The sequence below is a fragment of the Mycobacterium sp. genome, assembly GCF_052144515.1.
GTDB lineage: Bacteria > Actinomycetota > Actinomycetes > Mycobacteriales > Mycobacteriaceae > Mycobacterium.
The window spans coordinates 17,643-42,336 of the sequence record NZ_JBKQQD010000113.1 but is presented as its reverse complement, the minus strand read 5'-3'; the positions used below and the strand labels follow the sequence as shown (position 1 = coordinate 42,336).

Below are 24,694 nucleotides of genomic sequence, written 5' to 3'. Positions count from 1 at the left end.
ACTCGGACCTACACGTCGAAGGCGCGGCGCAGCGTCTGGGCGTGCAGGGCCCGGTTCTCCTTTGAGACAACCCAATCCGGTACCAACGAGTCGAAGCTGTTGAAGGTCGCTGCGACAACGTGCAATTCGGTGTGGACATACGCGTGCAACAGACGGTTGGCGTAGTCGATGGCTTCGTCTCGGCACGGGTCGATCTCGGAGCACGTGATGAACGTGGGAGGCAGGCCTTCCAGGTTCGCCCGGTGCGCGGGAACGCGCTGTCCGTTGGCACTGGCGTGGCCGAGGTAGTGGCCCCACGCCCGGCTGACGGCAGGACCGTTGAGGCCCGGGGTGCGCTGGAACTCTCGCCGCGACGGCGTGGCATCGGAGTCGAGCATCGGCTGGTGCAGGATCTGCACGAGGATGGGCGGACCTTCCTCGTCGAACATGCGCTGGGCCAAGCCGGCGACCACTGCGGCGCCCGCATCGCGGCCCATCACCGCGACGCGGCTGCCATCGGCATTCAGATCAGCGCTGTTCTGGATCGCGTAGCGGAATCCCGCTTCGACGTCATTCATCGCCGCCGGGCAGGGATACTCGGGCGCAAGCCGGTAGTCCACCGAGACCACCAAACAGCCGGCCTCCCGGGCCAGCTCCACGCAGTGGGCATGGTCGGTGTCGAGGTTCCCAGTCACGAAGCCACCGCCGTGCGTACACCACCAGCGGTGTCGGCGACTGGGTTTGGCCTTGATACAGACGAAGCTGCAGCTGCTGGCCGCCCGGACCGGCGATCGTTCGCGATTCGACGGCAACACCGGTGGTGTCGACCGACGCGGCCCGCTCGGCCGCCGCACGGTTCGCATTCTCCCGCTCGGCGGGCAGTGTTTCACTAAGGAATTCGACGATGCCCAGCTCGGCCGCGGCGTCTCGCAGCGCCGGATCGATGCGGCTAAGGCCTTGTGGCCGCGTGAGATTCGTTTGGGTCATACCCTCTTACTCCCAGGCTTGTCACGCGCGCTTGCGCGTCGTGACATCCGAGAGATTAGCCTATGACTTCCCCAACCGCGGGCCGTTCTTCGGGAAGGGCCTTGACGGTCGGCGGTAGGCCGTAGAGAGCCGTCGCGTTACCGCGCATGATGCGCTCGCGCTGGTCGGGCGGGAACCGGTTGATCGCGTACGTGGGCGAGTCGTAACTCCAGTGCGGATAGTCCGTCGAGAACATGAGGTTGTCTCCCAGGTCCATCATTTCCAGGTACTCGCGGAACCGCACGGTGTCGGCGTCTTCCAGCGGCTGGGTGGTGAACCGGACGTGTTCGCGCACATAGTCCGACGGACGGCGACGCACGTGCGGCAGGTCGCTACGACGGGCTTCCCAGATCCGGTCCATCCGCGACATCACCGGCATCGCCCACGTGAAGCCACCTTCGATGAAAACAACCCGTAGCTCGGGATGCCGGTCGAAGGCGCCGTCGAACACCAGGCTCATCAAGTGCGACACGTACAGCAGCGGCCAGGACGCGAAGAAATCATGCCAGTGCGCGGGGTTCCCGACCGGGTAAAGCGGGATCAACTCGAACGGCGTCTGACCCATGAGATGCGTGGCGACCGGGAGCCCGTTTCGCGACGCGGCCTCGTAAAGCGGGTCGAAATGCGGGCTGCCGAAGGGGATTCCGCGAGTCTGCGGTGTCATCAGCACCTGGGCCATATACGGATGCCCGGCCCACCGTTCGATTTCACGCGCCGCCTGCCCGGGGGTCTGCGCGCTGACACTGATCGACCCGCGCCAGCGGCCGTGCGCGTTGTGCTTGTCGAGCCATACGTCGGCGAGCCAGTCGTTGTACGTCGACTTGAGCACATGCTCGGCCTGCGGCAGCTGGGCGTCGCACATGGGCTCCAGCGACGCGATGCTCACACCGGCGTCGAGAAGCAACTGTTTGGCGGCAAAATCCGGGTCGCTGCCGGCGACTCCGCCGTTGGGCGGGGACGCGTCCATACGCAGCGACATCGTCTTGTACGAGTCGGGGGTGTCGTAGAAATGCGGCACCGGGGCGACCGCATTTCCGGTCGGCCAGATCTTGTCCACCCATTCGGCGGGCGCGTAGGACTTGAGCACGTCGGTCGATACCGGCAGCGGGTGCACGTCGGTGTCGACGATGGCGACCGCTATTTCGTCTTCTTGACCCGCTGACGAATCCGCCGAGTCGACCCGCTCAATGGTGGTCATCGCACCCTCTCCTTAAGCCCATAGAGCTCACTGGCGTTTTGCCACAACACCTTGTCGCGTTGGGCGGCATCGAGCCCCTTGAGGTCACTAGTGAGCACATCCGGCGACGATGTGGACCAATGGGGGTAACTCGATCCGTACATCACCAGCTCGGACTTGCCGGTGAAGTCCATCCACCGCCGCATCTTGCCCACCTCGACCGGCCCGTCGAATGCCGACGAGCAGAAACGGACATGGCTCACCAGGTACTCGCTGGGATAGCGGTCGACCCACGGCGTCTGGTCGCGCATCGACAGCCAGAAGGTGTCCAGCCGCCACATCAGCGGGGTGAGAATGTCGTATCCGCCGTCGGCGAAGACGAACTTCAGCCCCGGGTGCCGGCCGAACATGCCCTCGACGATGAGCGTGGCCAGGTGCACGAAGTAGTTCAGCGGCATGAATGCCGCATATCCCGGGTAGGTGTGCGCGTGCCCGGCGAACGTCGGTGGATGGTCGACGCCGTTGCCGCCGTTGATGTGTACCGCGACCGGCAGCCCGTGGGCGGCGGCTGCCTCCCAGATGGGCTCGAACATCGGCTTGCCGTAGGGCTCGCGTGACTGCATCGGGACACCGACCTGCACCATCTTGGGGTGATCGGCGAGCCGCTCGATCTCGTCGACCGCACCCTTGGGGTCTTCGGGATTCACCCGGATGGTGCCCAAGAATCGGTTGCTGGTGTCGGGCTCTAGCCACCGGTCGAGCAGCCAGTCGTTGACGGCGGCGCAGATTCTGCTGTTCAGCAGGTAGTCGGCGATGTTGCCGCGGGTCAGCGGGTTCAGGATCGCGTAATCGACTCCGGCGTCTTCGAACAGGTGCCGACTGACGATCTCGGGCTCCGACCCCGGGTAGTGCTCTCCGTAGAGGTCCTGCCGGTAGTCGCCGCCGGGCGCCTGGTACCACTGCTGCTCGACGTCGGGGATCGACCGCAGCTGGTGCGCATCGGGGAGATACCGCCGGATCTCGGCGTTATAGCGGAAATGCGGCTGCACATTGGTATCGATAATCATGCGGTCAGATACACCTCTCCGTCGCTGATATCGACCTGGTAGGTACGGACACGGCGTCGCGGATCGGCGACGTTTTGACCCGTGGCGAGGTCGAATTCCCAGTTGTGCCAAGGGCATCGCACGATCTGGCCGTCACGGACCCGACGGAGCCGGTCGGGCCCGTCAGGGTCGGATTCGTTGGTGCCGCCGATCAGGCCCTGACACAGTGGGGCGCCCTGGTGTGAGCAGTAATTCACGATCGCATACAGCGCACCGCGCACGTTGTACACACCCACGCCGAATTTCCCGACGTCGACCAGCTTCATCCCGCCGGGCGGCAGCTCGTCCAGCGAGCACACGAATCGGCGTTGAAGCACTTGAGAATCACCGCCTCCTGACGAGCACCCGACTCCATACTGTGCCCGTTACGGTAACGTCCACAACCCATTGGGCTTCGTTGCTATTTATACTATGATAGCGACATTCCCCAGTGCCCAGAAGGAGCGGCAATGACGCTGCGCACCGAACCTGACGACCAGCTCGTCACCCTCGACCTCACCGGTGAGACCAGTCCTTACCCCTTCTTCGAATACATGCGGCGCACCGATCCCGTCTGGCACGGCTCCCTGGCCGACCACTCACAGATGCCGGAGGAACTGCGGCCGAACGACGAGTGGGTGCTGTTCGGTTACGACCCGCTGTTCCAGGCTTTCCGCGACGAGCGCATCTTCACCTCGGCCGCCTACGACAAGTCAATCGGATTGGTCATGGGGCACACCATCCTGGCGATGGGCGGCAAGGAGCACCACGATCATCGCAGCCTGGTGGCCAAGGCGTTCCGCGCCACGGCCCTGGAACGCTGGGAACCGTCGGTCATCGGGCCGGTCTGCAATCAGCTGATCGACGAGATCAAAAACGACGGTCACGCCGACCTGGTCAAGGCGCTGACGTTCGAATTTCCGACACGGATCATTTCGGTGTTGCTCGGACTCCCCCCAGAGGATCTCGACCTGTTCCGGCGCTTGTCCCTCGACCTCATCTCGATCCCGACCGACATCATGGCGGGGTTGACCGCGGCGAGCGAGTTGCACGGCTATTTCCTCGACCAAGTCGAGCAGCGGCGCAGCAAGCTCACCGACGACATCATCGGCGACCTGGTCGCCGCCGAGATCGACGGCGAGAAGCTCACCGACGAGGCCATCATCGCGTTCCTGCGCCTGCTGCTACCCGCCGGGCTGGAAACCACCTACCGTTCCTCGGGCAACCTGCTGTACCTGCTGCTGACCCACCCCGAGCAGTTGGCGATGGTCCAGCAGGACCGGTCGTTGATACCGGCCGCGATCGAGGAAGGGCTACGGGTGGAGACCCCGCTGACCATGGTCATGCGGACCACCACTGAGGAAGTCGAAATCGGTAGCAAGACGATCCCGGCCGATGCACAAGTCGACATGTGCATGGGCTCGGCCAACCGTGACGAAAGCCGTTGGCCCGACCCCAACACATTCGACATCCGGCGGCCGCGGCAGGCCCACATCGCTTTCGCCGGCGGCATTCACATGTGCCTGGGTATGCACCTGGCCCGGCTGGAAACGCGGGTGATGCTGAACAGCCTGCTCGACCGCGTCAAGGACCTGACGTTCGTTCCGGACGACGGAACCGGCGAGGAGTCCAGGATCGTTGGACTCACCTTCCGCTCGCCCAACAAACTTCCCGTCACGTTCACGGCCGCATGAAAAGTCGCGCGGCGATCCTGCACGACGTCGGCGGGCCCTGGTCTGTCGAAGAATTCGAACTGGATCCGCCTCGTGCCGGCGAGGTCCTGGTCGAGATGGCCGCCGCCGGGTTGTGTCACTCCGACGACCACATCCTCAACGGTGATCTGTCAGCGCCCAACGAGGTGTTGCGGTCCCTCGGGCTGCCGACCATGTTCCCCACCATCGGCGGTCACGAGGGTTCCGGCATCGTGCGTGAAGTCGGCGAAGGGGTAACCGACTTCGCGCCGGGCGATCATGTGGTGATGTCATTCGTCGCCGTGTGTGGCCAATGCCGCTGGTGCGCAACCGGAATGGAGTACATCTGCGACGTCGGGGCAACCGTCCTGACCCCGGGAATGCCGACCGACGGGACCTTCCGCCATCACACCGCCGACGGCAAGCCGCTCGGGCATCTGGCGAAGGTGGGCGCATTCGCCAAGCACACTGTGGTATCCACGAATTCACTGGTGAAGATCGAGCCGCACCTACCACTGGCGCCGAGCGCGCTGCTGTCGTGCGCCATTCCGACCGGCTATGGATCGGTTGCCAACCGCTCCGGCATGCGCGCCGGCGATACCGTCGTTGTGATCGGCGTCGGCGGAATCGGAACGGGTGCCGTCCAGGGCGCCCGGATCGGGGGCGCCGCGCAGATCGTCGCCGTAGATCCGGTGGAGTTCAAACAGAAGTCGGCGTTGCAGTTCGGCGCTACCCACAGCGCCGCGACGGCCGCCGAGGCGCTGGATCTGGTCCGCGACCTGACGTGTGGGGTGATGGCCGACGCTGTCGTGGTCTCGCCGTCGTTGATCACCCCCGACGACGTCCGCGATGCGCTGCAGCTCACCCGCAAGGGCGGGACCTGTGTGCTCACCGGCATGTCCTCGCAATTGACCCGGTCCGTCAACATCGACCTGCAGGACTTCATCCTGATGAACAAGTCCCTGGCGGGCACCGTCTTCGGCTCGTGCAACCCGAGGGCCGACATCTCCCGGCTCGCCAGGCTGTTCATGACCGGTCAGCTTCAGCTCGACGAGATGATCACCAGACGCTATCGCCTCGACGAGATCAACAACGCCTACGACGACCTGCGCAACGGTCAAATCATCCGGGGCATCATCGATTTCGGGCTCAGCTGAACCCGTCTTTCTTCGCCATCACCCGTTGCATCTGGCCGTACGCGTCGATCGGGCTGTGCAGCGCCAGGCCGCCGTCGGCATGCACGATCTGCCCCGTCACCCATGGCAGCTCGAGGACTCCGACGATGGCGCCGGCCACGTCGGCGGCTTCACCCAGCCGACCCAGCGGGGTGCGCTCGCTCAGGCCGTCCACCCAGCCGGGAAGTCGTTGGGCGTCCACCAGCATCGGCGTTCGGGTGACACCGGGCCCGACGGCGTTCACCCGGATGTCGTAACTCCCCCACTCCGCGGCGGCGATCTTGACCAGCATGTCCACGCCGGCCTTGGACACGCAGTAGGCGCCCATATCGCGGTCGGCGACGGTGCCACTGATGCTGGAAACAGCCACGATCGAACCGCCCACGCCGGCGTCGATCATGGCTTGCGCTCCGGCGCGGATGGTCAGCCAGGTGCCGGTCAGGTTGACCGCCAATACCCGTTCCCATTGCGCGGGCTGCTGTTTCAGCAGCAGGCCCGAGGCCCCGATTCCCGCGCAGGTCACGATCCGGGTGGGCACACCGTGCTCGCGCACCGTCTGGTCTATCGCCTCCGAGACCGCGTCGGGATCGCTGACATCGCAGGCGATATCGGCGTCTAAGAGATCCCACACAACGACGTCGTGGCCCGCGTCGCGCAGCCGCCCGGCGACCTCACGTCCGATCCCGGACGCGCCGCCGGTTACCAGGGCGGTCATTGCGCTGGCCCGATCAGTTCGACAAGCACGCCGTCCGGGGCAGTGATGACCGCCATCGAGACAGTCTTGCCGCCCGGGGCCGGCATGGTGATGCGCCGTACGCCGTCGGAGAAACCCAATGCGGCCAAGCCGGACAGCGTCTCGTCGACGTCGCGCTCCAGGGAGAGCAGAAAGAATCCGTACCGGGGAGCCGGGTGTGCGGGCACCGCTTCATCGGTACCCGGCAACTGCACCAGTTCGACGATCCCGCAGTCGGGTGATTGCGGATCGCCCAGGAAGATCGACCGCAGCCGATCGCCCTTGGCGCCGAATAGTTCTGGCCAATCTCCGGTAAAGGTGTGGTCGAACAGCTGGCACAAGCCCAGGCCGTCGCGCCAGAACCTAAGCGAACGTTGCATATCGGCGGTGCAGATCGCCGAGTGGTGTACGCCTAGCACGCGGTTCCAGTGACCTTGGCCAGGGTCCGATCCCATAACTCGGCGGCAAGGCGGGGATTGTTGGCCAAGCGGCTGGCTTTGGCGATCTTGTGCCTCGAGTAGTACTCGCCAGACGTCCAATCGACACCGGGTGTACTTGATGCGAGCCACACCAGCTGGTCGGCTCCCTCGTCTGTGGTCGAGGTGTACAGCTCTGATGGCGTGTGCTGCTGCACAAAGACAAGGAACCGCGATCCGGATGCATGTCCAAAGTTGGAGGAGACATAGCCGGGGTGCACTGTCGCAACAGAGAGCCCGCCGGCATGGTAGCGGCGGTGTAGTTCCCTGGTGAACAACACGATTGCCAACTTCGTCAAAGCGTAGGCGGTGCCGGGTCGGCGCCTGGCCGTGTTCTCGAAGTCATCGACGGTGGCCCGGAAAACCAACTTATGCGATGAGCTGGTCGTGCTGACGATGGTGGCGCGGGACTCAAGAAGTACATCCATCAACTGGGTGGTCAGCAGAAACGGCGCCAGGTAATTGACTTGATACGTGTGCTCGTAGCCGTCGGGTGTCAGGCAAATCTTGGTGCTCATGCCTCCGGCATTGTTGAGCAGCACGTCGATGCGGGGGTACTGCGAACTGAGCTTCTGCGCCAAGGCTCGCACCTGCGACAGGTCGGCGAAATCGACCACGAAATGGTCCACGTCCAATTCCGCGGCCACGGCCGCGGTCTTGCTTTGTGATCGGCCGATCACGACGACATTGTCGCCGTTCTGGCGCAACCGGCGGGCCGCCGCGGCGCCTATACCGTCACTGGCGCCGGTGATGACGATCGTCCTTGGCGTCACGCGAGGAGTGTATCGATCTCGACCAAAGGCCATCGACTGACCGCCCGCTAGGCATGGCACCGGCCAAAGATGACCCACCTGCTTAACTCGATTGCCGGCGCTGCTTGATGAGCTCGTCCAGCTGACCTTCGAACCAGCCGAAGGCATCTCGCATCTCGATCAGGCGGTAGTCAGCCCCCTTACCGGCCGCCGCAATACCCTTATCGGCGACCTGGCGCAGTCGGCCGAGCGCGCGGAGCTTCGCCGCCAGCGGTGCATCCCAACTTCCCGATGCCAGCCGGTAGTAAATCTTGCGATCGCCCTGACGTGACACACGTTCGAGCATCCGGGCGGTGATCAGTTGCTGGGTGGCGGCGCTGACCGCGGCTGCCGACAGGTGCAAGCCATCCTGGATCTGTCGTGCTGACTGTTCGGGCGGATCGCAAACCATCATCCAGGCGGTGATACGCATCATGGCCCGGGGCAGGCCGAGCTCTGGTCCGAGCGCTCCGAGCTCTTCGACGAATGCGTCCTGCCAGTCGGTCATCGTAGCGTTGGAAACAGCGTGAGTGCCGTCTCCCGTCCGATCGCATCGAGGTCATGCTGGGTGAACCCATCGTGGCCGTGGATGGCGCTTATGGTTGCCGGTGCAGCTGCTTCGGTTGCGAATATATAGTCCGTTCCGAAGACAATATGCGAGCAGTCCGTGACGGTGAGCAGCGACGAAAAACAGTGCGGTGAGGCCGACAGTGCCGTGTCGTAGTAGAAGCGTCGCAGGAAGTAGTCGGGTCCTTCGGGTAGCACGTTGCGTTTGAACCTGAGGTAGTAACTCAGCTGGTCGGGCATCTTTTCCTCCAGTATGTGCGAAACGGAAAAAACCTTGCCGATGCCGTCGGCCACGACCGGCGCCGCTCCCTTGAGATTCGCCAACATCGAAGCCGTGATGGCAACCCGCCCGGCCAGGTATGGAACCGCGCCGCCGGCGTGCGCGAGGATGAACCGGATGTCGGGATAATTCTTGGTCACGCCATTGACGAGGAGGGAGAACGCTGTGCGGGTGGTGTCGAAACATACGTCGAGCATGGCCTCAGGCAGATCCAGGTGGGATTGCTCTTGCCCTGGCGGGGATTGCGGATGAATGAAGACCACCGCCTTCCGTCGGTTCAACTCGGCGAATAACTCGTCGAACCTTGCGTCACCCAGGTAATACCCGTCGTAGTTGGTCAAGAGGATCACGCCGTTGAGTTTCAGTTCGTCCTGGCTGTAGGCGAGCTCGTCTAGGGCGGCGGCAATCCGTCGTTATTATTCATTAGATTCAGAAAATACTGAAAGTTGTGTACGCGCGTCAAGACCCGCGAGGAGCGCAAAGGCGGGGTGTCGGCGCGCGCGCCCGATCGCGCTCAGGTCAAGGAGTAGCGAACCGGCAGGTGTTTGAGGCCGCCCACGAACGTCGTGGCGACGAGTTGCGGATCACCGCCCAGTTCAATGGATTTCAGCCTCGGGAGCAGCTCGGAGAAGAAGCTGTTGACCTCCATGCGAGCCAGCGCGGCGCCCATGCAGAAGTGCACGCCGTAGCCGAAGGCCACATGTTTGTTGGGCTCGCGCCGGACGTCGAAGCGGAAGGGGTCGTCGAAGACGTCCTCGTCGCGGTTGGCTGACGCATACGACAACAGCACGGATTCGCCTGCGGCGATGGGTGTTCCGCGCACGGTGGTGTTCTCGGCGGCGGTGCGCATGAAATGCTTGACCGGAGTGACCCAGCGGATCATCTCCTCGGTGGCCCGCGGCATGAGGCCGAGATCGTCGCGCAGCAGCGCCAATTGGTCCGGGTTCTCGATGAGCGCGTGCATGCCGCCGGAGATGGTGGAGCTGGTGGTGTCGTGGCCGGCCGTGGCCACGATGAGGTAGTAGGACACGGTGTCGAGGTCCGACAGCGGCTCGCCGTCGATGCGGGCATTGGCGATCGCCGATGCGAGATCTTCGGTCGGATGCTCGCGGCGCGACGCGGTCACACCGTTGAAGTACTGGAACATATCCAGCAGCGCCGGCAACTGGTCCTCTTCGGAGTTGCCGCGCTTGAACTCGCTGTCGGCGCTGCCGAACAACTCCTGCGTCAGCTTGAGCATGCGCGGGAAGTCGGCCTCCGGTATGCCCAGCAACGACATGATCACGTAGAGCGGGTAATTGACCGCGACCTGCTGAACGAAGTCGCACTCGGGACCGGCGGCCATCATCTTGTCCACGTAGATCTTGGCGAGCTCGTCGACGCGCATCTTCAGCGCCCGCATCGCCTTGGGCCGGAACCAATCCGCACCGATCGCGCGCACCACCCGGTGCTGCGGATCGTCCATATGAATCAGCGTGCGAACGCCCGCGGCGGCCTGCATCTCATCGCCTTCAACGGTTGCCAGTACTGGGCGCGGCCAGTTGGTGAACAGCATGTTCTCGCGTTCGATGTCCATGATGTCGGCGTACTTGGCGATCGCCCAGAACGGGCGATAGTCGGGCACATCGACCCATGACACCGGAGCGTTGCGACGTAAGTGAGTCAGCGCCGCGTGCAGTCGGGCCTCGTCGGTGTATGCCAACGGATCTGCGAATACCTTGGCGGCGTCATCGACCGTCGGTGCGCTCATTGACGAAACTCCTTAAGTGCGGCTGTAACACAATCCTGCGATGCGGAATAGAAGATCGGCAGCACCCGATCGACCACTCCGTCGCAGCGCTTTCGCAGGGCGGCGGCAATGGTGTCGACGGGACCGACGACGGCGAAAGCGTTCAGCATGTCGTCCTCGATGAGCGAGCCCATGGTGTCCCACTCCCCTTGTAGGGACAGGCGGTGCAGTTCAGTGTGCAGGTCACCCCAGCCGTGCAGCTCGAGCACCTTGCGGTAGGCCGGTGTTGAGCCGTAGAAGGCGATCTGTTTGCGGGTGGCGGCGGTGGCGGTCGCCAGTTCGGCGTCGTTCTGCCCCGTCGCCACCATCACCTCGCCGGACACCTGGAAATCGTTGCGATCGCGTCCGGCTCGCTGCATGCCGCGCAGTAGCGCCGGCATCGTCACCTCATCGAGATAGCGCTTCGAGACCATTGGGTGACCGAGGTGGCCGTCGGCGACCTCGCCGCACATCTCGGTCATCGCTTCGCCGACGGCGGCCAGATAGATTTTCGGCGCGGGATAGGGGTGCGGCTCGGGCGTGAACATCGGGGTCATGATCTTGTGGGTATAGAACTCACCCTCGAAACGCAGCCTGGTGCCGTCCTTCCACGTCGACCAGATCGCGTCCAGCGCGGCGACGAATTCGCGCATCCGGCGCGCCGGATGGCTCCACGGCATGCTGAATCGCTTCTCGATATGCGGCTGGATCTGCGTTCCCAGACCAAGGATGAATCGGCCCTTCGAATACGCCTGCAGGTCCCAGCCGACGTTAGCGACGATCATCGGATTGCGCGCGAACGCCACCGCGATGTTGGTGCCGAGCTCGAGTCGCGACGTGTGCTCGGCGGCCAGCAGCAGCGGCAGAAACGGGTCATGACTGGTTTCGGCCGTCCAGCCTCCGTCATACCCGTCTCGTTCCAGGGCTGCGGCCCCGTCGGCCGCGCGTTCGAGCCGAAGGGGGATGCCGCCATCGATCTTCAGGCCCGACACCGGCGTCATGGAAGCGAAGCTACAGTAAGCAATTCGGTAAGGTCAACGTCACGAACGCCGCCCCGCGATCCGGGCGTTGTCCCACGTCAGGATCTTGCCCTCGGGCACGAACCGCGGATAGACGGAGCTGGCTAGTAGCTTTGCGGCGCTTCTGCGTCGCCGCGGGCAGACCGGCAGCCGGCGGGCGAAACGCGGCGTACTTCGCGTCGACGGCCTCCTCGATGCGGAGTATCGCCGGCTCGTCGGTGACGAATTCAACGCGCCCGGTGAGATGGACAGCGCACACGTCGACCCAGCGCTGTCCCGATTCGACCAGAAACGAGGCCCTGGGGTCATGCCGGACCCTGGCGATCTTCTTGGTGCCGGCCGGTGTCGTCATCGCGACCGTGCGATCCTCGGCCACGAACCACACCGGCAATGCGATCGGCATTCCGTCGCGGCGCAGCGTGGTCAGAATTCCGGTGTGCGTGGCCGCGATTTCTGCCCATGCTTCGTCTTCGGTCAACCGGATCATTGGTTCGCCCCAATCGTGCTCCGTCTGTCGCAGACGCTACAGTAAGCACTTCAGTAAGTACCGACCGCCTTTCGGCGAGGTAGGACGGAACGATGACTAAAGGCCAGGATTGGGAGGAGACGCTCGACGATCTGGACCGTCGTCGTCGCCACGCGTTGGCCATGGGCGGCCCGGATCGGCTCGACAAGCAACGCGGCAAGGGGAAACTCGACGCCCGCGCGCGCATAACGCGACTCCTCGATCCAGGCACCTTCCGCGAAATCGGCACGCTGGTCGGTGGCGAGATCGCCGCCGACGCGATCGTCACCGGGTCCGGTCTTATCAACGGAGTGCCGGTAATGGTGGGCGCCGAGGACTTCACCACCTTGGCCGGCAGCATCGGGCCCGGAGGCAACTCCAAGCGCTACCGGATTGCTGAACTGGCACTGCGCGACAGGATCCCGCTGGTGATGCTGCTCGATGGCGCCGGCTTTCGTCCGACCGGTGGGCATTACGGGCGCACCCCAACCGACCTGCTCGCCCAGACCCAGTGCTCTGGCCGGGTCCCGACCGTCGCCGCGGTGCTCGGACCCTCGGCCGGACACGGCGCCCTGGTCGCCCCGGTGTGCGACTTCCGGATCATGAGCCGGCAGGGTGCCATCTTCACCGCCGGACCGCCCGTCGTCAAAGAATCCACCGGTGAGGACATCTCGAAGGAGGATCTGGGCGGACCGGGCGTCGCGCCGCTCAGCGGGGTGATCCACAACCTCGCCGGCGACGACCAAGCCGCGCTCGACGATATTCGCCGCTATTTGTCGTATTTTCCGCCGAGCGCGTGGTCCTACCCACCGTCGCAACCGGCCGACACACTGACCGAACCGCGTCCGACGCCGGAGCTGCTGGACATCGTCTCCCGTGACAACCGCCGCGTCTATGACATGCGCGCGGTGCTCGACGTGGTCTTCGACCGTCCCGACTGGTTCGAAGTGCAGCCGCAGTACGGCAGGGCGATCATCTGCGCCCTGGCGCATCTTGGCGGGCATCCCGTCGCAATCGTCGCCAATCAACCACAGGTGCTGGCCGGGTCCATCGACGCCGCCGCCGCCGACAAAGCGGCGCATTTCATCTTGGTGGCCGACTCCTTTCACTTGCCGATCGTCTTCCTGGCCGATAACCCCGGGATGCTGCCCGGCAGCCGCTCCGAACGCGAGGGCGTACTTCGCAGCGGCGCACGGATGTTCGCGGCCCAGACCGCCGCCACGACGATCAAGCTGCACGTCACGCTGCGCAAGGCGTACGGCTTCGGCTCCATGGTCATGTCGCTCCTCGGCTTCGACCACCAGTCGGCCACCTTCGCCTACCCCGGCGCCACGATGGGAGCCATGGGCGCCGCGGCGCTCAGTCGCGCGTCGCATGCCGGTGAGGACCTGTCCGCCAAGCTGCGCGACGCGGAGCTGCAAGCCTCCTACCGGTCAACCGAACACATGGGGTTCGACGAACTCATCGATCCCCGCGAGACACGTGATGCGCTGCTGGCTGCCCTACACCGCGCTGTCTCTAGCCGGCAGGCCGCAGCCGAACCGGTGAGCCGCACGGTGATCTTGCCGTAACTGGGAAGATGAAACCTGTGGCGGAACGATGGACGCGGCAACGGCGCCTTGAGCACACCCGCGATGTGTTGTTGGACGCCGCCGGGGAAGTGTTTGCCAAGCGGGGGTTCGGCGGCGCGGCGCTGGAAGACATCGCTGAGGTCGCCGGATACACCCGCGGCGCGATCTACTCACATTTCGGCACCAAGGAAGAATTATTCCTGGCCGTCATCGAGCGACACCTGCTCCGGTTTCTCAACGGCTTCGAAGACATCATCGGCGCCTTCGAGAGCCTCGAGGATCTCAAAGTCGCTCAATTCGCCGAGCGGTGGCGTGAGCTGACCATCGCCGGGCCGGACAGCGCGGCGCTGGGTTACGAGTTCTCGCTGTTTTTGCTACGCAATCCCGGCGCACGCGAACGGTTGGCGGCCAAACGCGAAGAAACGATCCGGTCGCTGGCCGACCACATCGCCAGCAACATCGCGCGACTGGGGGGCGCACTGACGATCCCGCCCGACGCCTTGGCCCGCGTTCTGATCGCCAGCCATGACGCCGTCACCATCAGTACACATCTGGATGGGCAGGATCTCCACGAGCCGTTCTTACGGATGGTGATGTCCAACGTGGTGCCCAAGCCTGCCGCGGTCAAGCGCCCGCGAGCCCGGCAAACCGGTTGAGAACAAGCGGGTTACGAGTGGTGGCGGCGGTGCTGCTGCGCGACCGACGAATAGACGACTCTTGAATGTGATATCACAGGCGATATCGCATTCAACAGTCGCCTAATGGCCGACCGAAGGTACTCATGTGGCCAACGTGACTACTGAAGCCGTTGCTCGCCTGCGACGAGTACGGTCGACTGAAACACGTCGCATACCAGAGACTTTCATTCTATTTGGTGTCCCCTTTAGGTCTGAACAGCACGAATCGTGCTTACCACCCGGCGTCGTCCGAGGCGCCCCACGGGCCCGGCGAACCGGTTGAGAACAGGCGCGATGAATCAGGGCAGCTTGATCACCGATACGTACATTTCCAGGATCGGCCGGTAGAGGTCGACATCATCCAGTTGGCTCCCCAGCATGACGGAATCGCTTGTGGCGATGAGGATGTGCGCGAACGTCAGCGGCGGGACCAGCAGGGTTCCGCCGAGTCGGTCGACGCCCTCAGCGACGAACCTTCCCAGCGCCTCAACGACCTCTGACCTTTTTGCCGCCACCCGGTCCCGCGCCTCGGGATTGCGCCGCAGATACAAGGTGAACTCGAGGCCCAACGCGGCGTGTGCGGCACCGTGGTCATAACTGAGTTGGCGCCACCGCTGGGCGATGTCGTCGAGTTCGCGCGCTCCCAGCTCCTTGGCCCCCGACAGCACCTCGGCGAAATTGTCGAAGTAGCGACGCCAGTACCGGTCGCTCACCGCCAGGAAGAGGTCTTCCTTCGTGGCGAAGTGCTTGTAGATGGCGCCTTTCGTGTAGCCCGCCGTGTCTGCGATGTCGTCGAGAGTTGCTGGCGTGAAGCCTTTTTCGGCGAACACCAGCTCCGCAGCGTCTAGCAGAAGCGACCGCGTGTGTTCGACACGTCGCTCCCGCGTCCAACGCTCGACCATGCGAGCGATTGTGCCATGGGAATCTCATAAACACTCTTGTTATTGAGATACCAGTTGGTATATTCACGCATGCCGGAAGGAGACAGAGCCATGAGCGGACTGTCGGAGAACAAGAGCGCACCCGTGGTGGCCGAATCGCTCCGTAGAGTGGCCGGGCTCGGTACCCGGCCCGAGTCGACGGCCAAGCCCGTGCGGATCTGGGCCATCGCCGGTGCTGCCATCCTGGCTTTTCAGCTATACGTCTGGATCCGATGGATTACCGGTCCCTATTTCAAGCGGGTGCCCGCGGGGCCCAGCGATCCGCCGACGCTCATGAAGGTGATCCTCCTTACCTGGACCGCGGTAATCGCGCTTGGCCTGCCGGTCGGCCTTTATTACTTCATCGTCCGGCCCTGGCGGCGGGAACGGCGAATCACGCTGGACGGCATGCTGCTGGTGGCGTGCGGCTTGCTGTTCTTTCAAGACCCGCTGCTGAACTACTTCAACACGTGGAGCACATACAACAGCTGGATGTTCAACCGGGGCTCATGGTTACAGCACATCCCGGGTTGGGTGTCGTACGGGGAACCGGGCCGCATGATGGCCGAACCGCTGTTGATGAATGCGCCGGGTTACTCGTACGGAGTTCTGCTGTGCACGATTCTCGGCTGTTGGGTCATGCGCCGAGCCAAATCGCGCTGGCCGAACATCAGCAACGCCGGTCTGATCGGCGTCTTGATCGTCTGGACGTTCTTCTTCGACTTGGTCATGGAGGGCTTGTTCCTGATGCCGATGGGGCTTTACATCTACCCCGGCGCGATCAGGTCCTTATCCATCAATGCCGGCACCTACTACCAATGGCCGGTGTACGAAGGGCTGATGTGGGGGGGCGTTCAAGCGGGGCTGTGCGCTTTGCGCTACTTCACCGACGATCGCGGCCGGACATTTGTCGAACGGGGACTGGAACGAGTCCAAGGCGGGTTTGCGAAGCAGCAACTCACACGCTTCCTGGCGATCTTCGCCGCGTGCAGCATGTTCTTCTTTGTGTTCTACAACATTCCGGCGCAGTGGTTCGCCATGCATCAGGACCCCTGGCCCGCCGACATTGCGAAGCGGTCGTACTTCCTCATGGGAATCTGCGGCGACGGGACAGATCGACTCTGCCCCGATCCCGCACTCCCGGTTCCGGGCAAAAACTCCGGCTACATCAATCCCGATGGCAAGCTTGTGCTTCCAGACGGCGTAAAGCTTCCGACGATCGTTCCCTTCGATCGGGGGAAGTGATTTGTTGAACGGTCCACCCGCCATTGTGGATTCGGTCGCGGAGGCACCGTTCTACAGAGCGGTGGGCGAAGAGGCGGAGGTTTTTCGGGCAGCGGCGCGCCGCGGTCTGCCGGTGCTGCTGAAGGGTCCCACGGGATGTGGGAAGACACGCTTCGTGGAGGCCATGGCCCACGAGCTTGGTCGCGATCTGATCACCGTTGCGGGCCACGAGGACTTGACCTCGGCGGATCTGGTGGGCCGGTTTCTGCTCAAAGGCGGAGAAACGGTGTGGGTAGACGGGCCGCTAACCCGGGCCGTGCGCGACGGCGCCATCTGCTATCTGGACGAAGTGGTGGAGGCGCGCCAGGACACCACCGTGGTCATCCATCCGCTCGCCGATCACCGCCGCGAGCTCCCGGTCGATCGACTCGCCACGACATTGAAGGCGGCACCGGGGTTCCAGCTGGTGATTTCCTACAATCCCGGGTACCAAAGCGTTCTGAAGAACATCAAGGAGTCGACCCGTCAACGCTTCGTCGCCATCACGCTCGATTTCCCACCCGCCGAGATCGAGACGGAAGTGGTTGCCTACGAAGCCGGGATCGACTTCGAGACCGCCCGCGTTCTGGTCACATTGGGTGACGCGATCCGGAACCTGGCTGGTTCACCACTGCGCGAAGTATCGTCCACCCGGATGTTGATCCTCGCCGGCGGCCTTGTCGCCGAAGGGCTGAGCCTGCGCAGTGCCGTCCAGTCGGCCATCGTCGAGGCGCTCACAGACGATCCGGACGTCGTTCGCGCCCTCGGCGAACTCGCCGACGCCGTCGTGCCCCGGACGTGACCGCCCTAAATCCGAAGAACCCTAACCGGTTTCGACTCCTCGCCACCTACATTGCCGGCAGATCCGTCGACGTCGCGGAGGCGTTGGCGGGCGACGCCGCTCACACCAACGGCGCGGTCATATTCGTCTCGGCGGGCCGCTCTCTCGCTGAGCAGCGTCGCGAGATGCTGATCCAGAGCGCCCTGCTGGGAGCGGGGAGTCTGGATCGGCGATTGGTGAAACCGCTACGGGCACGTCCCTCGATCGCGCGCCGCTACCTCGCGCTCGAGGGTCACCGCGTGCTTGCCGAGCTTGCCAGGCAGATCCCATTCGCCGCTGCGCTGGGTCCCTATCTCGGTCCCTATGGCGCACCGCGCACCGCGACCGCCGATGAGTCACTCGACATGGCCAAGAGCCCAGTGGAAGTCCCCGACCCACCCGATTGGTTCGGGGCTATCCGGCCCTCCCGACTGCTGGCGCCTTCGGCCGGACCGGGCTCGCAGGCCACCGACAAAGAGCTGCGTCTGCAGTTCGATCCCGTCGACCTGCCCGAGGCTGGCGACGACGGCGACCGGGAGCGGACCCGGGAGAGCAAGATCCTCAAACTGTTTGAGAATCCGCTCTTTACCTCATGGACGCTCTCGGACTATTTCCGCAAACTGTTTGGCAGCTCGCGTTCCCCCGGGGACGGCGTTGCCGGCGCTGAAATGCGGGTTCGCGCCGTTCGGCGCGCGCACGCGGCGGGAACACATTCCCGGCCTGTGCCTACGAGGATCCGATTCACCGATGACCGCAATCCCGGCGCCACGGCGGGGGTTGGCGGCGCGCTCTACCCGGAGTGGGACGAACACAACAACCGCTATCGGCCGGATTGGTGCCGGGTCATCGACTTCCCGCTGATGGCCGCCCCTGACATCTCGGGCATCGTCGCCGCAGGCGTCCCGCACGACGACATGCTGCGCCGTCGCTTGTCTCGCGTTGGCCTGGGTCCCAAGGTGCTGCGCGGCCGTCCCGATGGCGACGAGCTCGACATCGAGGCGCTCATCAACCTTTTCGTCGATTTGCGCTCCGGCTACTCGCCAGCAGAATGCGTCTACCTGGAACGCCGCAAACTTGCTCGCAATCTCGGCGTCCTCGTCTTGCTCGACGCCTCGGGATCGGCCACCGAGACGGATCCGGACGGCCTGGCCGTACACGATCACCAACGACGGGCGGCTGCCACGTTGGCGGTTACGCTCGAAGAGCTCGGCGATCGCGTTGCCGTCTATGCCTTTCGGTCACAAGGCCGGCACGCCGTGCATCTGCCCTCGATCAAAGGATTCGGAAATCGGTTCGGCGCCATGGAGCGAGCCCGGCTGAACCAACTCAAGCCATCGGGCTACACGCGCCTCGGCGCTGGCATCCGAGGTGCAGGTGAAATCCTCAAAGCCGAAGCCGGCACACCAAATCGGCTGCTGGTCGTCCTTTCCGATGGCTTCCCTTACGACGATGGCTACGAGGGCCGTTACGCCGAAGCCGACGCCGCTAAAGCCCTCGAAGAGCTCCGCATGGAAGGCGTTGCCTGCCTGTGCCTTTCCGTCGGCGCCGGGGCCACCGATACGCTCGAGCGTGTCTTCGGCTCCGCCAGCTATGCCAGCGCGGCGACCCTGGCTGACTTGAGCCCGCAGATGGATGAATTGTTCCTGTCTGCCCTGCGGGAACTCAGCGCACCGAAACCGAAAAGAGGATGAGACATGAAAGTGTTGTTGACAGGTGCGCTGGGCAACATCGGCTTGGCCACTTTGGAGACGTTGACCGAAGAGGGCCACGACGTCGTCGCGCTCGACCTCGAATCTCGCAGGGCGCGCAACCTCGCATCCGGCTTCGACGGACGGGCTCACTTCGTCTGGGGCGACATCACCAATCCGAAATCGCTGCGCGATGCGATGGAGGGCGTGGACGCGGTGATCCATCTCGCGGCCATCATCCCGCCCTATTCAGACAGGGCGCCCGAGTTGGCTCGCAAGGTAAACCTCGACGCCACACACGAGCTGATCGCGCAGATGGAGGCCTCACCCACGGCTAAACGGCTGGTATTCGCGTCGTCGCAGGGCATCTTCGGCGATGTCCAGGATCGCGAGCCACCGCTGCGTGTCGACACGCCCGCCTCTCCCACCGACGAGTACGGGCGCCAGAAGGTCGAGTGCGAGCAAGCGATCCGGCAGTCGCGGCTGCAGTGGAGCATCCTGCGGCTTGCGGCGGTGACACCACTCCAGATACAGGCGCAGGACCCGAGCATCATGTTCGAGTTCAGCCCCGGCGCGCGGTTCGAATTCCTCCATCCCGCCGACGCCGGCACCGCGTTTGCCCGCGCGGTGGCCTGTGAGGCGTCGATCGGAAAGATACTCAACATAGCCGGCGGCACAACCTGCCGTATGACCTATAGCGACTTCATCAACGCCCTGATGGGTGCGATCGGGATCGGTCCCGTCCCGATCGATGCATTCGTGCGACGACGGCCTGCTCGCTATTTCGGCGACTGGGCGGACACCGCGGAGAGCCAGCAGCTGCTTCAGTACCAGCAGCGAGGACTCGACGCGCAGCTGGAAGACATGAGGAATGCCTTCGGCATGCGACGGCACTTCGTCCGTCTCGTTCGTCCACTGGCCACGTGGTTCGTGATCCGCAGCTCTGCTTACCTCAAGGAGAACCGGCGCCTCAGCGCAGTGCTGCGCGACCGACCACTAGACGACTCTTGAATGTGATATCGCCTGCGATATCACATTTTTGAATCGCCTAATGGCCGGCGGACGGTACTCATGTGGCCCACGTGATTACTGGGTCAAAGAGAACCGGCACCGCGCCTAGAAACCGCCGGCGCGATACGCGGCCACGATCGGCTCGAGCTCGTCGGGCGTCGCGCCGTGCATGATCACCGCATCGGCCCCGTAATCGAATTCGGCGCGGATGCGATCCACGCACTGCTGGGCCGACCCGGTGGCCGAGGGCTCCAGCCACGCGTCGGGAATCAGCGTCGCGATGTGCTCGATCTGCTCGGATGTGGCCTTGTGATCGATCCCGCCGGCGATCGACGTCACCACCGAATCTTCCCGGAAGCGTTGCAGCACGGCGGGATCCCAGGCGTTGGTGCTCACCAACAGATCGCCGTACCCCTGCAGATAGGTGGCCAGACGCGCGACGGTCTTCTTCAGCCGCAGTTGTTCCGGGAGGTGGTCGCCGACCGTGGCGAAACACGACCACACCCGCACGCTGTCCGGATCGCGGCCCGCCTTTTCCGCAGCGGATTTCACGGTTTTGACGCAGCGCTGCAACGTTTCCGGAGTGAAGTAGGTGTGCAGTATCACGTCATCGAACGCCCTGCCGCCCAGCGCGAGAGTGTTCGGTCCGAAAGCCACCAGCGCCAATCGGATGTCTTCGTCAAAGTCGCGGTCGAGAAACAGGATCGGGTATTTGCCCATCGGGCCCTCGTGGTTGAAGATGACCTCGCCGTGCCACAGACGGCGCATGACCTGAGCCCAATCCTCCATCTGCGCGGTCGTGACCGCCGGTATGCCGAACGCTCCGTAGATCGCGGCGATGCCGCGGCCGATACCCAGCGTGAACCGACCGCCGGACAGCCGGTGCATGGTGGTCGCCCACGACCCGGTGATCAACGGGTGGCGGGTGTTGTGATTGGTTGCGGCGGTGGCGATCTGCATCCGGTTGGTCACCGCGCACGCGGCCCCGACGAGCGAAGACGCTTCCTTGACGTTCCAGCGTTCTGAGATGAACGCCGTGCCGAAGCCCAGCTCCTCACCGCAGCGAGCCTCGTCCATCAAGGTTGCAGGTCCCTCACCGCCGGCGCCAGCCAGCAGGTAGTAGCCCAGTTCGTCAAGCGCGCGATCGCTCAATTCCAAACTCCTTGCTGGTAGCCGCAGTTCCAGACCTCGGTGATCTTGCCGCCGATGACACGGAAGACCTCGATACTCGCGACGTTGGTTTCGGTTCCGTCCTTGGTGGTCATGGTGGAGTCGTAGACGATCGCGACGTGCTCGCCGTCGTCACCGGCGACGACGACGTTCAGGTCGAAATGCAAAGAGTCGACCATTCGCCACATGTCTGCTACCCGTTGGACCGCCTGAGAGTGGGTCAGGGTGTGCGCCTCGCCGACCTCATGCCGGATGACGGTGTCACCCAACAACTCCTCGGCCAAGTCGATGTTGCGCTCGTTCCACACCACGAGGTTGTAGAGCTCGACTACTTCGCGCGCCGTCCGCGTGGCTGTCATGGTCCGGACACCGCGGTGTCGACCACCTCTTGCAGGAACTCCTCGGACACTTTCTGCACGCGCCGCGAGAAAATGTGACCGACGTGGCTGCCGTCGTACCAATACAGTCGGCCACCCCAGCGCTCCTGCAGCGCAACGGCGGGCTCCCGCATAGCCATCCGGTCGTGCCACGCCCCGACAATGAGCCGCCGATCCGGCGGTGGGACCGGGGCGACCTTCAAGGGATCGATCACCGAAGTCAGCTGCGCGACCACGGGAGAGCCAAGCAGCTCACGGAATCCGTCGCGAGACCGCCCCCAACGCCCCAGGTGCCGCGCGATCATCGCGTTGAGGCCCAGAATCGGGGTGTACAGCGCGACCGCGTCGATCTGGGGCTCCAGATGCGAAACCAGCGCGGCCACCGGGGTGCCCATCGAAATCCCGGATACCACAACGGCGGTGGCCTGCGGCTGTGCCCATCGCACGACAGTGCGCACCTCTGATACCGCGCGCATCATGCCCGCCACATTGCCAAGTGGATCCATGTCTGGATAGGCCGGCCATTCGCGGCGCCGGCAACCGTGGCCGGGCTGCACCGGCATTGCGACGTTGAACCCCAGCTGGTGGTGCAGTCGGCCGATTCGAGACAGCACCAGGTCTTCTACGCCGCCCTGACCCGCGCCGTGTACCCACACCAGCCAGGGCCTGGGCCCGTCGCGGTGCCGGCACACGTGCACCACCGCGCGCGCCGGGCCACCCAGGCCTTCGGCCGCCAGCGTCTTCGGCAGCACCGGATCATGCTCGAACGTCACCCGCTCATAGGCCAGTCCGCCGATCCGCCGCCGCTGTATCGATGTTGTGCGCAACGGTTTCGGGTCGGCATGCGCACCGTCGATGCCCAGCGCCGACAATTCTTCGGCGGCCGCGGAGCATGCGCTCAGCGGTCTCACCTCTTTGGTCAGCCGTCCGTTCAGCAGCGAAAAGCCGCTCAGCACAAGCTCGTCCAGCATGACCTCGCCGAACTGGCGCGCGCCACGTGGCGACGCCGGGTTCCAGCCGGTCGATTCTTTGAGGCCAGACGCGGTCCGCGGCAGCACCATTGCGAATTCGCGCGCAACTTCCGTAGTGCGTGTCACCAAAGACATGTCATCGCCTCCTTGAACCAGCTAAGCGAGCTTGAAGCTGGTGTACCCGTCGGCCGCGATCTCATCGCAGCGACGGCGATATTCGGGAATCCCGCCGACATAGCCCATGTACATCCGTTTCTTGCCGGGAACGTTGCCGCCGTTGTACCAGGACTTACAGGTCGGGTGAACCAGCACCGTCGACGCGACGAGCTCGGTGGTGTGGTCGATCCATTCCTGCTGTGCGGTGGCCAGCGCCTCGATGGTGCGGATTCCGTTGGCGCGCAGATGCGCGATACAGTCGGCGATCCACTCCACATGCTGTTCCAGCGCGGGGACGAAATTGGTGGCGGGGCTCGGGCTACCCGGTCCCTGAACCGTGAACAGATTCGGAAAGCCGGCTACGGCTAGGCCCAGATAAGACAGCGGACCCTCGCTGGCCCAAAACTCGGCCAGCGACATGGCGTCGCGACCGCGGATATCGATACGGCTGAGCGCACCGGTCATTGCGTCGAATCCGGTGGCGTAGATGATGACGTCTAGCTCGTACAACTCGTGCTCGGTGCGAATGCCGGTCGGTGTCACCTCGCGGATTGGCGACTTTCGTAGGTCGACGAGCGTGACGTTGTCCCGGTTGAATGTTTCGTAATAACCCTGGTCGATGATCGGTCGCTTGCACGCGAACGGATGCGTGGGGACTAACGAGGCAGCCGTTTCCGGGTCTTTGACGATTCGGGCCACCGCCTCGCCGTACAGCTTGGCGGCCATCCGGTTGGCTTCGATATCGAAGAAGATATCGCCCCAGTCCAGCGCCCCCAATACGCCGTTCTGCTCGATGGCGCGCAATTGCTCTTCGCGCGACGCCAATTTCAGTGGCGGCTTGCCGAGCATCCCGAGCAACACTGAGAAGGCGCTCAACCGCGCCGCGCCGATCGGGTGTGCCCGCTGGGCCGCACGGATTTCGGCGTAGCCGACCTTCATCTCGTCCAGCTCTCCGGGCTCGAACCGGTGCACCTGCCACGGCAAGGTGTATGCCGCCGAACGCTGGAAGACGCAGAGCTGCAAGGCTTCCCGGGCCACAATGGGGATCAGCTGAATCCCGGTCGAACCGGTGCCGATGACTCCGACCTGCTTCCCGGCGAGACCGACGCCGTCCTTCGGCCACCGACTGGTGAACAACGAGGTTCCCTCGAAGGATGCCATTCCGGGGATGGCGGGTTCCAGTGGCACCGACAGGATGCCCGAGGCGGCGACGACAAACGGGGCCTGGAAAGTTTCGCCGGCCTCGGTTCGCACCACCCACTGCGCGGCTTCCTCGTCGAATGCCATCGCGACGACCTTGGTGTCGAACTGGATATCGCGGCGAAGATCCAGTCGGTCGGCAACGAAGTTCAGGTAGGCCTCGATCTCGGGTTGAGCCGGCATCGACTCCGTCCAAACCCATTCCTGCTGAATCTCTTCGGAGAAACTGTACGAGTACTCGATACTCTCGATGTCACATCGCGCACCAGGGTATCTATTGAACAGCCAGGTGCCGCCGACGTTTTCGGCCATCTCCAGTACCCGGGCGCGCAATCCGAGCTGCCGGAGCCGATGCAGCATGTACAGGCCGGAAAACCCGGCGCCGATGACGAGCACGTCGAAGCGCGGGCCCGATTCATGATTAGCCGGCACGGGACAGATTCTCCGGGACGCAGAAATCACCGCTGCTGCCGATTCGCCGCTTACCGCCCTGCACTGGGGGCGCTGACATCGCTGCGAGCTCGTCAGCCGCCCCAACGTCCTCTGCACTCATAAACCAGCTCCTCGCCGCACCCTGGACGAACTTCCATCGACCTGC

The 24,694-nt window shown here is 64.1% G+C and carries 25 protein-coding genes and 1 pseudogene; 8 read left to right on the top strand and 18 right to left on the bottom strand.

The annotated features are described in order from the left end of the window. Positions 1-8: 8 nt before the first annotated feature. From ACLP9N_RS07155 to ACLP9N_RS07140, 4 genes and pseudogenes are all read right to left on the bottom strand, one after another. Positions 9-966: pseudogene (locus ACLP9N_RS07155) on the bottom strand (alpha/beta hydrolase). 55 nt (positions 967-1,021) lie between these two features. Beyond that, positions 1,022-2,203: an amidohydrolase family protein gene (locus tag ACLP9N_RS07150; RefSeq protein ID WP_442406733.1), complete on the bottom strand. Its 1,182-nt coding sequence runs from the start codon at positions 2,201-2,203 to the stop codon at positions 1,022-1,024. Continuing rightward, positions 2,200-3,249, bottom strand: coding sequence for an amidohydrolase family protein (locus ACLP9N_RS07145; protein WP_442406732.1), 1,050 nt, complete (start codon positions 3,247-3,249; stop codon positions 2,200-2,202). The genes ACLP9N_RS07150 and ACLP9N_RS07145 overlap by 4 nt, the downstream gene beginning before the upstream one ends. Continuing rightward, complete coding sequence (locus tag ACLP9N_RS07140; protein ID WP_442406731.1) at positions 3,246-3,605, bottom strand: Rieske (2Fe-2S) protein; 360 nt, start codon at positions 3,603-3,605, stop codon at positions 3,246-3,248. Before ACLP9N_RS07140 ends, ACLP9N_RS07145 begins: the two co-directional genes overlap by 4 nt. A gap of 132 nt (positions 3,606-3,737) precedes the next feature. On the opposite strand from ACLP9N_RS07140, the gene ACLP9N_RS07135 reads away from it, so the two are divergent. Together ACLP9N_RS07135 and ACLP9N_RS07130 are read left to right on the top strand one after the other, a co-directional pair. Next, on the top strand, positions 3,738-4,961 hold the full coding sequence (locus ACLP9N_RS07135; protein WP_442406730.1) for a cytochrome P450: 1,224 nt from the start codon (positions 3,738-3,740) through the stop codon (positions 4,959-4,961). Beyond that, positions 4,958-6,115 (top strand): Zn-dependent alcohol dehydrogenase, encoded by a 1,158-nt coding sequence (locus ACLP9N_RS07130; RefSeq protein ID WP_442406729.1) that lies wholly within the window; start codon positions 4,958-4,960, stop codon positions 6,113-6,115. The genes ACLP9N_RS07135 and ACLP9N_RS07130 overlap by 4 nt, the downstream gene beginning before the upstream one ends. Here the strand turns inward: ACLP9N_RS07130 and ACLP9N_RS07125 are convergent. The 8 genes from ACLP9N_RS07125 to ACLP9N_RS07090 form a co-directional block, all read right to left on the bottom strand. Next, positions 6,108-6,848: an SDR family NAD(P)-dependent oxidoreductase gene (locus ACLP9N_RS07125; protein ID WP_442406728.1), complete on the bottom strand. Its 741-nt coding sequence runs from the start codon at positions 6,846-6,848 to the stop codon at positions 6,108-6,110. The two genes, ACLP9N_RS07130 and ACLP9N_RS07125, sit on opposite strands and share 8 nt — an antisense overlap. Continuing rightward, complete coding sequence (locus tag ACLP9N_RS07120) at positions 6,845-7,285, bottom strand: VOC family protein (protein WP_442406727.1); 441 nt, start codon at positions 7,283-7,285, stop codon at positions 6,845-6,847. The genes ACLP9N_RS07125 and ACLP9N_RS07120 overlap by 4 nt, the downstream gene beginning before the upstream one ends. Further along, positions 7,279-8,115, bottom strand: a complete 837-nt coding sequence (locus ACLP9N_RS07115) for an SDR family NAD(P)-dependent oxidoreductase (protein WP_442406726.1) — start codon at positions 8,113-8,115, stop codon at positions 7,279-7,281. The genes ACLP9N_RS07120 and ACLP9N_RS07115 overlap by 7 nt, the downstream gene beginning before the upstream one ends. An 82-nt stretch (positions 8,116-8,197) precedes the next feature. After that, positions 8,198-8,641: a GbsR/MarR family transcriptional regulator gene (locus ACLP9N_RS07110; RefSeq protein WP_442406725.1), complete on the bottom strand. Its 444-nt coding sequence runs from the start codon at positions 8,639-8,641 to the stop codon at positions 8,198-8,200. Next, a complete protein-coding gene (locus tag ACLP9N_RS07105) occupies positions 8,638-9,387 on the bottom strand; it encodes an amidohydrolase family protein (RefSeq protein ID WP_442406743.1) in 750 nt (249 codons plus the stop codon). The genes ACLP9N_RS07110 and ACLP9N_RS07105 overlap by 4 nt, the downstream gene beginning before the upstream one ends. A 107-nt stretch (positions 9,388-9,494) precedes the next feature. Continuing rightward, on the bottom strand, positions 9,495-10,730 hold the full coding sequence (locus tag ACLP9N_RS07100) for a cytochrome P450 (RefSeq protein ID WP_442406724.1): 1,236 nt from the start codon (positions 10,728-10,730) through the stop codon (positions 9,495-9,497). Further along, on the bottom strand, positions 10,727-11,749 hold the full coding sequence (locus tag ACLP9N_RS07095; RefSeq protein WP_442406723.1) for an LLM class F420-dependent oxidoreductase: 1,023 nt from the start codon (positions 11,747-11,749) through the stop codon (positions 10,727-10,729). The genes ACLP9N_RS07100 and ACLP9N_RS07095 overlap by 4 nt, the downstream gene beginning before the upstream one ends. Positions 11,750-11,759: 10 nt before the next feature. After that, on the bottom strand, positions 11,760-12,254 hold the full coding sequence (locus ACLP9N_RS07090; protein WP_442406722.1) for a pyridoxamine 5'-phosphate oxidase family protein: 495 nt from the start codon (positions 12,252-12,254) through the stop codon (positions 11,760-11,762). Between the two features lie 92 nt (positions 12,255-12,346). On the opposite strand from ACLP9N_RS07090, the gene ACLP9N_RS07085 reads away from it, so the two are divergent. Further along, a complete protein-coding gene (locus ACLP9N_RS07085) occupies positions 12,347-13,843 on the top strand; it encodes an acyl-CoA carboxylase subunit beta (protein WP_442406721.1) in 1,497 nt (498 codons plus the stop codon). Positions 13,844-13,860: 17 nt separating this feature from the next. Further along, positions 13,861-14,499, top strand: a complete 639-nt coding sequence (locus ACLP9N_RS07080; protein WP_442406720.1) for a TetR/AcrR family transcriptional regulator — start codon at positions 13,861-13,863, stop codon at positions 14,497-14,499. A 320-nt stretch (positions 14,500-14,819) separates the two neighbouring features. Here the strand turns inward: ACLP9N_RS07080 and ACLP9N_RS07075 are convergent, their stop codons facing one another. Continuing rightward, positions 14,820-15,422 (bottom strand): TetR/AcrR family transcriptional regulator, encoded by a 603-nt coding sequence (locus ACLP9N_RS07075; protein WP_442406719.1) that lies wholly within the window; start codon positions 15,420-15,422, stop codon positions 14,820-14,822. 90 nt (positions 15,423-15,512) lie between these two features. Here ACLP9N_RS07075 and ACLP9N_RS07070 point away from each other — a divergent pair, with 90 nt between their 5' ends. The 4 genes from ACLP9N_RS07070 to ACLP9N_RS07055 are packed head-to-tail and all read left to right on the top strand — an operon-like array spanning position 15,513 to position 20,222. Continuing rightward, positions 15,513-16,685: a spirocyclase AveC family protein gene (locus ACLP9N_RS07070; RefSeq protein WP_442406718.1), complete on the top strand. Its 1,173-nt coding sequence runs from the start codon at positions 15,513-15,515 to the stop codon at positions 16,683-16,685. 4 nt (positions 16,686-16,689) lie between these two features. Further along, positions 16,690-17,505 carry an AAA family ATPase gene (locus ACLP9N_RS07065; RefSeq protein WP_442406717.1) on the top strand — a complete coding sequence of 272 codons (816 nt, stop codon included), beginning with the start codon at positions 16,690-16,692 and terminating at the stop codon, positions 17,503-17,505. Further along, complete coding sequence (locus ACLP9N_RS07060; RefSeq protein ID WP_442406716.1) at positions 17,502-19,214, top strand: nitric oxide reductase activation protein NorD; 1,713 nt, start codon at positions 17,502-17,504, stop codon at positions 19,212-19,214. The genes ACLP9N_RS07065 and ACLP9N_RS07060 overlap by 4 nt, the downstream gene beginning before the upstream one ends. A gap of 3 nt (positions 19,215-19,217) precedes the next feature. Continuing rightward, positions 19,218-20,222: an NAD-dependent epimerase/dehydratase family protein gene (locus tag ACLP9N_RS07055; protein ID WP_442406715.1), complete on the top strand. Its 1,005-nt coding sequence runs from the start codon at positions 19,218-19,220 to the stop codon at positions 20,220-20,222. Positions 20,223-20,327: 105 nt separating this feature from the next. On the opposite strand, the gene ACLP9N_RS07050 is transcribed toward ACLP9N_RS07055, so the two are convergent. From ACLP9N_RS07050 to ACLP9N_RS07030, 5 genes are read right to left on the bottom strand one after another with little or no spacing between them, the layout of a single operon-like run. After that, positions 20,328-21,374 carry a TIGR03857 family LLM class F420-dependent oxidoreductase gene (locus tag ACLP9N_RS07050; protein WP_442406714.1) on the bottom strand — a complete coding sequence of 349 codons (1,047 nt, stop codon included), beginning with the start codon at positions 21,372-21,374 and terminating at the stop codon, positions 20,328-20,330. Further along, entirely contained in the window at positions 21,371-21,751 is a 381-nt protein-coding gene (locus ACLP9N_RS07045; protein ID WP_442406713.1) for an ester cyclase, read from the bottom strand. The genes ACLP9N_RS07050 and ACLP9N_RS07045 overlap by 4 nt, the downstream gene beginning before the upstream one ends. Continuing rightward, positions 21,748-22,875, bottom strand: a complete 1,128-nt coding sequence (locus tag ACLP9N_RS07040; RefSeq protein ID WP_442406712.1) for an alpha/beta hydrolase — start codon at positions 22,873-22,875, stop codon at positions 21,748-21,750. The genes ACLP9N_RS07045 and ACLP9N_RS07040 overlap by 4 nt, the downstream gene beginning before the upstream one ends. A 21-nt stretch (positions 22,876-22,896) precedes the next feature. Then, positions 22,897-24,528: a flavin-containing monooxygenase gene (locus ACLP9N_RS07035; protein WP_442406711.1), complete on the bottom strand. Its 1,632-nt coding sequence runs from the start codon at positions 24,526-24,528 to the stop codon at positions 22,897-22,899. Next, complete coding sequence (locus ACLP9N_RS07030; protein WP_442406710.1) at positions 24,518-24,649, bottom strand: hypothetical protein; 132 nt, start codon at positions 24,647-24,649, stop codon at positions 24,518-24,520. The genes ACLP9N_RS07035 and ACLP9N_RS07030 overlap by 11 nt, the downstream gene beginning before the upstream one ends. Positions 24,650-24,694 lie beyond the last annotated feature (45 nt).